This is a genomic window from Salinivibrio sp. IB872, assembly GCF_001995345.1.
Taxonomy (GTDB): domain Bacteria; phylum Pseudomonadota; class Gammaproteobacteria; order Enterobacterales; family Vibrionaceae; genus Salinivibrio; species Salinivibrio proteolyticus.
In genome coordinates this window covers 1-12,764 of sequence record NZ_MUFO01000031.1, presented here as the reverse complement: position 1 = coordinate 12,764, position 12,764 = coordinate 1, and the positions used below count along the sequence as shown (strand labels likewise).

Below are 12,764 nucleotides of genomic sequence, written 5' to 3'. Positions count from 1 at the left end.
CATGTCGCTATCTTTGATCGCTACAAGTCTATGAAACGTAACATACTCGTTGTTGTCAGAGTGCATTCACTCTCAGTGGTAACCATAAAGGAAAACACGTGACAAAAAAGCATATTCTTATCACAGGGGCAGGACAACGGATCGGCTACGCGCTTGCTTGTCACTTTCTTGCACAAGGGCATCAGGTCACTGTGTCATATCGGACACCGCGCCCCCAAGTGAGTGAGCTTATCGAGCGAGGCGCTCATTGTATTCAGGCGGACTTTTCTACCGATGCCGGCATTCACGCATTTATCCAAGCCATTGACGCGCACAATCCGGTGTTTGATTGCTTAATCCATAATGCCTCATCGTGGGACAGTGAAAAGCAAAGCCAAGATTTCGCGGCTTTGTTTGACAGCATGATGCAAATCCACGCCAAAACGCCTTATCTAATCAATATGGCGGCAACCCGATGGATGAATAGCGGTGACATTATTCACCTGACCGATTATGTGGCCCATAAAGGTAGCGCAAAACACCTTGCCTATGCCGCGAGTAAAGCCGCGCTTGAAAACCTCACGCTATCGTTTGCCCAACAACTCGCCCCCGACATCAAGGTAAACAGTATTTCCCCTGCGCTTATCATGTTCAACGACGGCGATGACGATGCCTACCGTGAAAAAGCGCGCAAAAAATCGATTTTGGGCACCGTGCCCGGCGAGCAGGAGGTGATTAACGCCTGCGACTTTATTCTTGCCAGTCAGCATATGACGGGCCAATCCCTTAAACTCGATGGCGGACGCCATTTAGCGTAATTGCCTAACTGGAAAGCACAATGATGAATGACGCTGTGATCAAAATTACCAACCTACGTTTGCGTACTTATATCGGCTTTAACCCCGAAGAGCAGGAAAAAAAGCAAGACGTGGTGATTAACGTAGAAATTCACTATCCCGGCCACAAAGCCAGCCAAGAGGATAATGTTGACGACGCACTGAACTATAAAGTGATCACCAAAGCGATTATCGACTATGTTGAGAATGGCCGCTTTTTGTTGTTGGAAAAACTGGTCGCCGGCGTGCTCGACATTGCACGCGATCACCACTGGGTGCGCTATGCACAAGTGACTATTGATAAGCCGCATGCACTCAGATTTGCCGACTCTGTCTCATTAAGCCTAAGTTATACCGCTAACGAGTCGTAAGACCACACAGAGTTCGTTAGAATTATTCGAACATCTTGTTCAAGGTGAACGGCTTCTCTATTACCTTTCACCTTATATACTGTGTTGGATAAGTAATTGGGAGCGGGAACAAATGACACCGAAAAATAGCTACGATCGCGTTATGCGTACGCTACATTGGCTATCGAGTCTCGTTATCGTTGGCCTTTTCGCTGTCGGATTATGGATGGTCGATTTGAGCTATTACAGTAGTTGGTATCAAACTGCGCCACACTGGCACAAATCGATAGGCATATTACTGGCGATAACGACAGTCGGTCGACTTGTGTGGAAAGCAACACACACTATGCCCACCGTTGAAGGTAAGGCTTGGGAACGTAAAGCGGCAACAGCAGGCCATCATACTATCTACCTGCTCCTTGCCACACTGTTTATCTCTGGATACTTGATCTCAACCTCAGACGGACGCGGGATTGATGTATTCACCTGGTTTACCGTGCCGAGCGCAGGGGAGCTGTTTCCCAATCAATCAGACATTGCTGGCGATATACACTACTACGTCGCCATCACCTTGATTGTGTTAGCAGCAGGCCATGCCATTATGGCACTTAAACACCATTTTAAAGATAAAGACAATACGTTACGGAAGATGATCGGAGGAAACCCGCAATGAAAAAACTCATGTTAGCCATGGGAATTAGCGCCGCGACACTCTTATCTGGGCCTGCACTGGCAGACACTTATATGATTGACACCAAAGGCGCACATGCCTCGGTCAACTTCAAAGTGCCGCACTTAGGTTATAGCTTTACCAAAGGTCGTTTTAATACGTTTGACGGCCAATTTGAATTCGACCCAGATAACATTGGCGCATCAAGTGTGTCGGTGACGATTGATACCACCAGCATTGATTCTAACCACGCAGAGCGCGACAAACATATTCGTAGCGGCGATTTTCTCAATGTCAGCAAGTTTGGCCAAGCGTTATTTGAAAGCACCAAGGTAACCGATAACGGCGACGGTTCAATGACCATCGCGGGCGATTTGACTTTACACGGTCAAACCAAGCCGATTGAAATTGACGCTGAACTCGTCGGTCATGGTGAAGATCCTTGGGGCAACTACCGCGCTGGCTTTATGGGCAACACTCGCCTCGAGCTTGCTGATTTCGGCATTGCCACTATGGGTCCAGCCACGTATGTCGATATGGAGCTGCACGTAGAGGGTATCCGCCAATAGTAGAGGGCATCCGCCAATAAGGGATAACCGTTTCCTTCCCTACTAATCCACACGCCCCGGCACCTGCTGGGGCGTTTATTATCTATCCCTAAAACATTCACTATACTCATCAAAGCGGCGCCTTGGTCTGGCGATGATATCCATTGTTCGATAAGGATACCTATTTATGAGACTCACCTCTTTTAAGCGTCTTTCCTTCGTTTTTGCTTTCTGTCTCGCCACAATTCCAGCGCAAGGGGCGATGAAAATTGTTACCGCAGTGAACGACGCCTGGCCCCCTTACGTCACCCGAGATACGGCTAAACCGGGCTTCTCTGTCGAAGTGGTGACCGCAGCCCTTTCTACCCAAGGCTATGACACCAAATTCTTACTTTTCCCTTGGGCGCGCGGCTTGTACGAAGTCAGAAATGGGCGAATCGATTTAATCACCACCACTTGGTACACAGACGCACGCAGTGAATTTCTGCTCTACAGCGAACCCTATTTCGCCACCAATATCGATATCATGATGCGAAAAGATACCTTTTTTGACTTCAAAGGCCCCAAAAGCCTTATTGGCAAACGCATCGCCAGCGTACGCGACTACGGCTATGATTCATGGTTTTTAGATGCAGATTATTTTCAACGAGTAGAAACCACCTCACTGATGTCTAGCTTGCAAATGCTCGCTGCCGGTCGGGTTGATATGGCGGTGGGCAATCGCTTTGTCATGCAACAAGAGCTCGAACCTTTAAACCTAGATACTGATGATTTTCACTTTTCTCCCACCCCGATGATCAAGCAACATATCCATGTCACCGCCGGCAAAGCCAACCCTAAGGCGCAAGAATATATTCAAGCCTTTAACCGCGGGTTAGAAATAATCAAACGGAATGGCACCTTTGACGATTTGAAGCAAAAATACGGGCTGCTCTTACCAGATGATACCACTGCAGAGTAAAACCCAATGCAGAGTGAAACCCTATCGTCATAGTTGCGGGTTAGTATAGCCATATACGTCTCATTACATCAGTTTGGCTATGACTTCTCCGATTAACATTGCATTCTTCGACTTAGACGAAACACTGATTGCCACCGACACCAAGCAAGCGTGGCTGGAATACCTTTGCCAGTGCGATCTCGCCCCGCAATACGTGGTCGACCAAGAAAAACAGGCGTATCTGGATTTTAAAAAAGGCCGCATCAACCTTGAGCAGTATATGCAAGTGCAGTTGAACCCAATCAAAGGAAAATCCACTCAAACTGTGGCTGCATGGGCGACCGACTTTATCGATCAGCGCGTCGCTCCTGTGGGAGTGCCACAAGCGTTAGAGCGCATCGAGTGGCATCGCAACCGTGGCGATCACTGTGTGCTGGTATCGAATACCGCCGCACACTTGGCAAGGCCGATTGGCGAACTACTCAAACTCGATACCGTGATTGCAATTGAGCTTGAAACATTGAATGGCGTGTATACAGGCAGCATATCGCATTGCGTGCGTGATTTTCGTGGCAAGCATGACTACATGCAGGCATGGCTATCTGACCGTCATGACACGGTCGGCCACACATACGGTTACAGTGATTCGCACTGGGATGTCCCCTTGCTTGAGCAAGTCGACAGCGCTTTTGCGGTTAACCCTGACCCGCACTTAAGCCTGCATGCCCAAGAAAAAGATTGGACCATTATGGAATGGGCTCGCTACGACACCATTCGTGATTAGTAAAAGATCACAGGAAACGTGACGACAGGGCGCCTCGTGTGCCCTTTTTAATAACACACACTTGAGAATGATTATCATAACCGTTATCTTTAACGTATGATCGGCTGGCGACCTCACGCCGTAATCACACGCATAATGAACGAGATTAACGCTTATGAGAAAACACCTGCTAATTATTGCGGCGCTCTTGCTCTCTCCGATGGCGCACGCCGACCAATTAAAACACGCGGACAAGCTAAAAGTGGTGACCAGCTTTACCATTCTGGCTGATATGGCTGCCAACGTGGCGGGCGAACATGCCGAGGTAGTGTCTCTCACTAAACCCGGCGCGGAGATCCACAATTACCAACCCACGCCGGGAGATATTCTGCGTGCGCAAGGTGCGGATGTGGTGATGTGGAACGGGTTAGGCCTAGAGCGCTGGTTCGAACGTTTTTTCCAGCACATCGATAAAGTGCCGAATGTGATCTTATCGGACGGCGTGGAGCCGATTGTGATTGCCTCGGGCCCATATCGTGGCAAGCCCAACCCCCACGCGTGGATGTCGCCCTCAGATGCGATGCGATACGTTGATAACATCGAGCGCGCCCTTGTTAAATACGACCCTGCCAATCAAACGCACTACCAAGCCAATGCCAAAGCCTACAAGGCACAAATTCAAGCTGTGTTCGCGCGTGCGCAAGATGCCTTATCCGCTGTCCCCGACGCCCAGCGTTGGTTGGTGAGCAGTGAAGGCGCGTTTTCTTATCTGGCGCGTGATTTAAACCTCAACGAAGCCTATTTATGGCCGATTAACGCCGAGCGTCAGGGCACGCCGCAACAAGTGCGCGCGCTGATTGATAYCGTGCGAGAACACCAAGTGCGCACTGTCTTCTCCGAAAGCACCGTGTCTGATGCGCCCGCCAAACAAGTCGCCGCAGAAACCGACGCACACTATGGCGGCATTTTATATGTCGATTCGCTCAGCACCGCTGACGGACCCGTGCCTGACTATCTATCCTTACTGACAGTTACCACAGAAACCGTGTTAGCGGGGTTACGCCATGACGCACTATGATTTAACCGACGGCACGCCCAGTGTGTTAGATGTCAACGAGGTGCGTGTCGTCTATCGAAACGGCCTGTGTGCCCTTGAGCACGCCAGTTTCTCGCTGCCAGCGCAAACCATCACTGCCTTGGTGGGTGCCAATGGCAGCGGCAAATCCACCTTGTTTAAAGCGATCATGGGGTTTGTGAACCCCGGCAGTGGCAGCATTGCAGTCAACGGCACCCCGATTAAGCAAGCACAAAAAGCAGGCTTGGTCGCTTATGTGCCTCAATCGGAAGAGATCGATTGGTCGTTCCCGGTGTTAGTGGAAGATGTGGTGATGATGGGCCGCTACGGCAAGATGTCATTTATGCGTCGCCCCAAAGCGGCGGATCATCAGGCGGTGGATGAAGCCTTAGCCCGCATGGGTATGACAGCCTTTCGCCAGCGGCAAATTGGTGAACTGTCCGGCGGACAGAAAAAGCGCGTTTTTCTTGCTCGTGCTCTGGCTCAGCACAGCCCGCTGATTTTATTGGATGAGCCTTTTACTGGCGTAGATGTCACCAGTGAAGAGTCGATTATGCGTTTGCTGCTCGAGCTTAAAGACGAGGGCAAAACCATTTTAATTGCCACCCATAACCTTGGCACTGTGCCCGACTTTTGCGACCGCACCGTGTTGGTCAATCGCGCGGTGGTGGCAGGCGGACGCACCGAACATGTGTTTACCACCGAGAACCTTAGTGCCATTTTTGGCGGCAAGCTGCGCCAGTATGTGATGCCTAGCGATCAGCTCCACCAAGACGCCGATCCGCGCGAGCTATCGGTGATTTCCGACGACGAGCGGCCCTTGGTGGTGTATGGCAAGCGCGAACAAAGCGCGCAGGAGCGGCGCGAATGAGCTTACTCGACCCCCTCGCCTATCAATACATGCAAAAAGCATTGCTGGTCACCACCTTGATTGGCGGCGTGTGCGGCTTGCTCTCCGCCTTTTTGATGCTCAAAGGCTGGTCGCTGATGGGCGATGCCCTCTCCCATGCGATTGTACCGGGCGTTGCCGGCGCTTATATGCTAGGCCTGCCCTTTTCGCTCGGTGCTTTTGTTGCTGGCGGCATGGCCGCGAGCGTGATGCTGTTTTTGCATCAACGCAGTCACATCAAACAAGATGCGATCATCGGTTTGATTTTTTCGAGCTTTTTCGCCTTCGGCCTCTTTTTAGTCTCCATTTCGCCCGTCGCGGTCGATATTCAACAAATTATGCTGGGTAACTTGCTCGCCATTGCCCCACTCGATGCGGTGCAAATGCTGATCATTGCCTTGGTGAGCCTCAGCGTACTGGCGGTGAAATGGCGTGATTTTATGCTGACCTTTTTTGATGAAAGCCACGCCCGCTGCATTGGTTTACCTGTGGTGGGGCTCAAAGTGCTGTTTTTTGCGCTGCTCAGCGCTTGCACCATGGCGGCACTTAAAAGTGTCGGTGCCTTTTTGGTGATTTGCTTGGTGATCGCCCCCGGCGCCACTGCCTATTTATTGAGTGATCGCTTTGGGCCCGTGTTGGTCATAAGCGGCGTCATCGGCACACTCACCTCACTGTTTGGGGTGTACATCAGCTATTTCGTCAACCTTAACGCCGGCGCACTGATTGTGCTGGCCCAAGTGGGACTCTTCTTAGCCGCCTTTGTGTTTGGCCCCAAACACGGGATCCTCGCGCGGCGCGCCAAACGTCAGGAGGCACTGCAATGAATCCGTATCAACTGACTTTTATGCAAGATGCCTTGCTTATGGCCGTCTTAGTGGCACTACCCTGCGCGCTGCTTTCTTGCTATTTGGTGTTAAAAGGCTGGTCATTGATTGGCGATGCGGTGGCACACGCGGTGCTGCCGGGATTGGTGCTAGCAAACTTATTTGGCCTGCCGCTGATTGTCGGCGCATTTGCTGCGGGCTCCGCATGCGCCACCAGTGTGCATTGGCTCAAACAAAATAGCCGTGTCAAAGAAGACACCTTACTGGGAATTGTGTTTTCTGGCTTTTTCGCGCTGGGGCTGATTTTGCAAGGCCAGTTCCCGTCTGATTTGCACCTTGACCATATTCTATTTGGCAACCTGTTGGGGATTAACCACCAACAGCTGCTCACCGCCGCCATCACTGGCTTAGTCGTGCTGGCGCTAGTGCTGCTTAAAGGGCGAGATTTAATGCTGCTATCGTTCGACCCCGCACAAGCTAGCGTGCTCGGGCTCCCCGTACAAAAGCTTCACTGGCTCCTGCTCTCGGTGATGATTGCCACCATTGTGGCGGGCTTACATGCCGTGGGGATCATCTTAGTGGTGGCGATGTTGATTGCACCGGGTGTCACCGCCTTTATGCTCAGCAAACAATTTAGCCGCATGTTATGGATTGCCTGTGCAATTGCTTTAGTCACCGCCGTGGGCGGCGTCACCCTGTCGTTTTACCTCGACAGCGCACCCGGTCCGACCATTGTATTGCTACTCACCGGCTGTTTTGTGGTGACCTTTGCATGGCAGCAATATCAAATCCACCGCAACCAACAGCGCCCAAAGCCGACGCACCAAACCACAAAAGCAACGCGCTCTACCACCACCCATTCAGCGCAATCGCACTAATCGGCTTCGCGACGGATACAGCAGCACCCCAACCTCAGCAGTGCGCGAGACAGAGCCATAGCCCTAATCGCGCACCGCTCCACCAATCCGACTCACTCCCTGTGTTCTGGCCGACTTCTTGTACCCACCTCACAAAACATGGATTATCTAACACTTTGGACAATAGCGCACGAAAACCAAAGCAGCCCTTGATAGACTAATCTCAAATCTGCCAACTCAATGGCGTGTTAGGCGCCGACAACTAGCTGGCGGTAGCGTGGAAAAACACGGGATGGTTAACCTGTTTATCGGCTAGATAAACGCAAAAGCGTGCGCGTTTATCCGTGACAGATGCACACTATCCCAGAATGGATGATTAAAAGCGTCGATTAGTCGAGCAGTTACAACTTAACGGTTAGGGATAGTGTGAACGCACGAGCAGAGATAGGCGGCGTGCGCACTAATGCAATGTTAAAACTCAAGAGAGGAAGTAATGGAAAAAGTTGAAGTAACGATAAATTCGGACGGTAGTCCTGTACCCATCAACCAGTTTTCTGAGTATTTTCAACTCTTGAGAGTCTGTTACATTTTGGCACTCGAAGAAGTAAGGTTCGAAATGGGGGATGGCGATATTGCTGTTGATACTAGCGTGGAACACCTATCTGGGGCAATTATCCATCACGCAAACAGTATTTCAGCAGCCGACTTTAATCGATTAACTAAACAGAAACTATCTACCCAAGAAGAGCTGTACATCCAAGAGATTATGCGCCGCAACCCTTTTGAAATCGTTTTCTTGGGTATAGGGGTCGCCTTGACGGCCGCCCTCATAGTCTCTGGTGGTAAATTCGAGTTCGGATTGACCAAGCTGAAAATAGAGATTCCACCTTTGGGTGAAGGTATCGCGAAACTCAAACAGGCATTCAAGCAAAACTAGTTAACGTAGCGGTTTTAACAATGCCAAGCACAGTGACGGCTTTTCCATTGCGGCTTCGCTTTCACTACAAATCTGCGGGTGTTGGAGGCGTTATACGGCTAAAGTCGAGCCTCATTGAGACAAACAAATTATGCTAACCCAAACAAGTAAAACAATATAAAAGGGATTATTTCAATCAATGGCAATGGATGGAAAACAGCTCAGCAACCCTTTTTCCACAGGAAGTGGTGGCGCAAGATTTGAGGCGAATATTCAGGCTACATTTGTTACCTTGATGCTAAGTGGTGGTTATGCTCCCTGCTTGCCATCATGGCCAATCGTGGAAATAAAGTTACAGGGCGCAGTAGCAGGCTATGCTACAGATGATCTGATAGTTTTCGTTGAAAATCCGGCAAACAATGATCGCCGACGGTTGCTTGGTCAGGTAAAAAACTCAATAACAATTACCAACAAGAGCAAATTATTTTCCGAGGTTATCCAAGCAGCCTGGAATGATTTCAATAATCCAGATGTCTTTACTAAAGGAAAGGACGTAATTGCCCTGATTACGGGTCCAATAAATGCCACCGACACCGATGGCGTTAATGGGCTATTAGAACAAGCCCGCCATACCCGTGATGCTGATGAGCTTCTAACCCAAGTAGAACGGGCTAATTTTTGCTCAGACAATATCAGGAATAAGCTAGCAGCATTTAAAACTCAACTCAAAGTCGCCAATAAAGGCAATGATGTTGAAAAGCAAGACTTATATGATTTCCTTAGACATTTTCACCTTCTCGGTTATGACCTTGCAAAAAAAGGAAGCATCGTTTCGTCACTGTTGCAATCGCATATTTCACAATTTAATAAGGATATTCCCGATAAGATTTGGTATCAGATAGTCACAGAAGTACAAGATTTTAATCAATATGCAGGGACGATCACTTTCGATACTCTATCTGATGATTTGATCGAGCATTTTAGAGAGCCTGAGATCTCATACATTCCTAAAGAGCTTGCCACGGAAGATGTAGTAGGTGGCTGGTCAGTGCAGCCAATCGCGACTGACTGGAATCAGCACGCTTATGCTCAAAAGTTAGCAGTTGCAAATCTAATCGGTAGTTGGAATGAAAACAATAAGACTGACGTAGAGGTTGTCACGCAGATTATTAGAGAGGATTACAGCAATTGGATAACGGACCTGAGAGAGACATTGCATGTTCATGATTGCCCGTTATCTTATAAAAATGGCTTATGGCGCATCAAAGACCGTTTGAAGTCTTGGAAAGAGTTAGGAAGCAGGCTTTTTGACGATCACTTGGATACTTTCAAAGCCGTTGCCCTAGAGGTACTCAGAATTGATGATCCCTCGTTTGAGTTGCCTGGTGAAGAGCGATACGCTGCTGCCATCCACGGAAAGGTGTTGCCGCATTCTAGCAATTTGCGAGAGGGCTTGGCAGAAGCATTAGCACTTATTGGTAATCGGGCAGATTCTTTAATTAATTGCACTCATGGCAAGGCAGATGCTATTGCAGCATTATCAGTGCGTGAATTGTTCGATAAAAGCGATTGGGTCCGCTGGGGCAGCCTGAACAGCTTGCTACCGATCCTATCAGAAGCGAGACCAGATGAATTTCTATCTGCTGTAGAAAATGCTATAGCTTCCACACCATCACCCTTTGATAGGTTATTTGAGCAAGAAAATGCGGGGGTTTTCGGAAGAAACTATATTACTGGTCTTCTATGGGCGCTTGAGGGTATCGCTTGGGAGGAGACTTACTTGAGCCGCACTGCGGTCATTTTAGCAGAGATAGCCTCACATGACCCGGGCGGTAACTGGGCAAATAGGCCCGGTAATTCGCTGACAGATATTTTTCTTCCTTGGATGCCACATACATTAGCTTCAGTTGAGAAGCGACAAGCAGCACTTATGACAATCTGCACTGAGCAGCCCGAAGTAGCCTGGAAGTTGCTGGAGAGCTTGCTTCCAAATCAACACTCAACGACTTCCGGCACTCATAAACCGAGCTGGAGAAAAACGATACCTGAAGGCAGGGAGAAGGGTGTTACGAATGGCGAATATTGGGAACAGTCTCGATTTTGTGCTGAGTTGATTGTTGAACAAGCAGGTTTCGATATCGTTAAGCTCGCGTCTTTGGTAGGTAAGTATGATCATTTGCCACCACCTGCTTCTGAAGCATTGAGGATTAAGTTGGTATCTGATCATTGTTTAAAGCTCTCTGAGCAAGATCGTATGCCAATCTGGACAGCATTATGCAAATTAATTGCGCACCACCGCCGTTTTCCTGATGCTAATTGGTCGTTGGGGGATGAGCATCTGCTTCCAATCGAGGAAATAACTAGGCAACTTGCGCCCAAAAGCCCAACTCTCCTGTACAAACGCTTGTTTTCAGAAGCTGATACCTATCTCTACGAAGGTGATGGGGATTGGGAGGAAAAGCAAGAGAAACTATTCCAAATACGAAAAGCCGCCATTAGGGAGATTCTGAGTGAAGGGGAGCTCACTCTGGTACTAGAGTTTGCTTCGACGGTTTCTAATGCCCACCTTGTGGGTGACGTAATGGCGGATATGGATCGACCTGAATTTGATGCAGAGCTATTACCTGACTTGTTAGATAAGGCGGATCAAAAACATTGGTCCTTAGTTGCGGCCTATGCATGGCGTCGCAGGTTCATGGGCAACTGGCAGTGGTTTGATGATATTAATAAGGTAGGCTGGGAGCCAAAGCAGATAGCCTTGCTGCTATGCGCTTTACCATTTGACAGTCAAGCCTGGGATAGAGCAGCACAGTTACTTGGTGAAAACGAATATGAGTATTGGATTAACACCAGCGCTAATACCTATCAGACAGAGGAGGATATCGAATATGCTCTCAGGAAGCTACTTGAATGCGGACGTCCAAATGCTGTAATAGATGGGCTCAGCAGAGAGCTATTTAGAAAGAAAGATATCAACCCAGAATTGGCCTGTGACGCTTTGTTGGCGCTAGTTCAGACCAAAGAGCCTGCTGGAAAAATTGACAGCTACCACATCACCGAAATCATTAAAGCTCTTCAAGAGAATGATGGAACCGATCAAGATAAGCTCTTTCATGTTGAGTGGGCATATGTATCTTTGCTTGACAGACACAGCGATGGTTCCCCAGTCACATTGGAAAATAGGCTGGCTTCTGACCCCTGCTTTTTCAGTGAGCTTATTCAATTAATCTATCGTGCTGAGGGCGCAGAGCCAGAAGAGCCTTCTGAGCAGCGTCGTAATATTGCCACTAACGCATACCGTTTACTTTCTACATGGAAAGTTATCCCCGGTTCTCAAGCGGGTGGTGAGTTTGAGCCAGACGCGTTCACGGAATGGCTGACTGCTATGGAAGAAATAGTCAAAGCCTCGGGGCACTATGATGTTGCGATGATTCAACTTGGTGATGTGCTCGTTAATGCCCCTGAGGGGCCAGATGGCTTGTGGATTCACCCTGTGATTGCAGAAGCTATGAATAGCAGAGAACGCCCTAGCTTACGCGATGGATATGGCACGGGCATTTATAACTCTCGAGGTGTCCACACTATTGATCCAGAAGCTAAGCCTGAGAGAGCATTGGCCGAAAAATATCGACAGCGAGCCGATCAGGTTGAGAATGCTGGATACCATCGATTAGCTACGACCCTACGTGGTGTTGCCGATGGTTATGATCGAGAAGCTGAACGAATCATTTCACGCGGTGGTGTTCCACATTAAGGAGCAGTATAACAAGCCACTGCACTCGGAAATTTTACTCGCTTCGCTCCTAAAATTCCGTTGAGCGAAGCGTTTTATGCCTAATACTGAATGCAAAAGCTAGATAGACCTCAGACGAAAGATTACGGCCCCCTGATCATGTGGAGGGTGTTCATAGTTCTGTGTCACCCGGCGTTTAAAGATCTACGTAGTCGTCGAGCCGTCCTTCGAAGTGGATGCTCAATTGGGACAATGTCAGGTTCCAATTCTGCACCGGATGCGTCCACTTCTCTGACGCCTTCAACATACCTGCATACAGCAACTTGAGCAATGCGTTCTCGTTGGCAAAGCCACCCTTGGTCTCGTTGGCAAAGCCACCCTTGG

The 12,764-nt window shown here is 49.1% G+C and carries 12 protein-coding genes and 1 pseudogene; 12 read left to right on the top strand and 1 reads right to left on the bottom strand.

Annotation, left to right across the window (positions count from 1 at the left end; all coding sequences use genetic code 11):
* Positions 1–98: 98 nt before the first annotated feature.
* From folM to BZJ18_RS12345, 12 genes are all read left to right on the top strand, one after another.
* Positions 99–797: a dihydromonapterin reductase gene (gene folM / locus BZJ18_RS12400; RefSeq protein WP_077457176.1), complete on the top strand. Its 699-nt coding sequence runs from the start codon at positions 99–101 to the stop codon at positions 795–797.
* 20 nt (positions 798–817) lie between these two features.
* Positions 818–1,186, top strand: a complete 369-nt coding sequence (folX, locus tag BZJ18_RS12395) for a dihydroneopterin triphosphate 2'-epimerase (protein ID WP_198532241.1) — start codon at positions 818–820, stop codon at positions 1,184–1,186.
* A gap of 112 nt (positions 1,187–1,298) precedes the next feature.
* Positions 1,299–1,838, top strand: a complete 540-nt coding sequence (locus tag BZJ18_RS12390; protein WP_077457174.1) for a cytochrome b — start codon at positions 1,299–1,301, stop codon at positions 1,836–1,838.
* Complete coding sequence (locus BZJ18_RS12385) at positions 1,835–2,404, top strand: YceI family protein (RefSeq protein ID WP_077457172.1); 570 nt, start codon at positions 1,835–1,837, stop codon at positions 2,402–2,404. The genes BZJ18_RS12390 and BZJ18_RS12385 overlap by 4 nt, the downstream gene beginning before the upstream one ends.
* Before the next feature lie 166 nt (positions 2,405–2,570).
* Positions 2,571–3,344: a substrate-binding periplasmic protein gene (locus BZJ18_RS12380; RefSeq protein ID WP_077457170.1), complete on the top strand. Its 774-nt coding sequence runs from the start codon at positions 2,571–2,573 to the stop codon at positions 3,342–3,344.
* 79 nt (positions 3,345–3,423) lie between these two features.
* On the top strand, positions 3,424–4,107 hold the full coding sequence (locus BZJ18_RS12375) for an HAD family hydrolase (protein ID WP_077457168.1): 684 nt from the start codon (positions 3,424–3,426) through the stop codon (positions 4,105–4,107).
* Positions 4,108–4,261: 154 nt separating this feature from the next.
* On the top strand, positions 4,262–5,164 hold the full coding sequence (locus tag BZJ18_RS12370) for a metal ABC transporter substrate-binding protein (protein WP_077457166.1): 903 nt from the start codon (positions 4,262–4,264) through the stop codon (positions 5,162–5,164).
* On the top strand, positions 5,151–6,032 hold the full coding sequence (locus BZJ18_RS12365; protein ID WP_077457164.1) for an ATP-binding cassette domain-containing protein: 882 nt from the start codon (positions 5,151–5,153) through the stop codon (positions 6,030–6,032). Before BZJ18_RS12370 ends, BZJ18_RS12365 begins: the two co-directional genes overlap by 14 nt.
* Positions 6,029–6,874: a metal ABC transporter permease gene (locus BZJ18_RS12360; RefSeq protein WP_077457162.1), complete on the top strand. Its 846-nt coding sequence runs from the start codon at positions 6,029–6,031 to the stop codon at positions 6,872–6,874. The genes BZJ18_RS12365 and BZJ18_RS12360 overlap by 4 nt, the downstream gene beginning before the upstream one ends.
* The gene (locus BZJ18_RS12355) at positions 6,871–7,752 is read left to right on the top strand and encodes a metal ABC transporter permease (RefSeq protein WP_077457160.1); all 882 of its coding nucleotides are present in this window, start codon (positions 6,871–6,873) and stop codon (positions 7,750–7,752) included. The genes BZJ18_RS12360 and BZJ18_RS12355 overlap by 4 nt, the downstream gene beginning before the upstream one ends.
* A gap of 472 nt (positions 7,753–8,224) precedes the next feature.
* The gene (locus BZJ18_RS12350) at positions 8,225–8,668 is read left to right on the top strand and encodes a hypothetical protein (RefSeq protein WP_077457158.1); all 444 of its coding nucleotides are present in this window, start codon (positions 8,225–8,227) and stop codon (positions 8,666–8,668) included.
* Positions 8,669–8,846: 178 nt separating this feature from the next.
* Entirely contained in the window at positions 8,847–12,401 is a 3,555-nt protein-coding gene (locus tag BZJ18_RS12345) for a hypothetical protein (protein WP_077457156.1), read from the top strand.
* A gap of 175 nt (positions 12,402–12,576) precedes the next feature.
* Here BZJ18_RS12345 and BZJ18_RS12340 read toward each other — a convergent pair.
* A pseudogene (locus tag BZJ18_RS12340) lies at positions 12,577–12,764 on the bottom strand (IS256 family transposase); the annotation flags it as partial.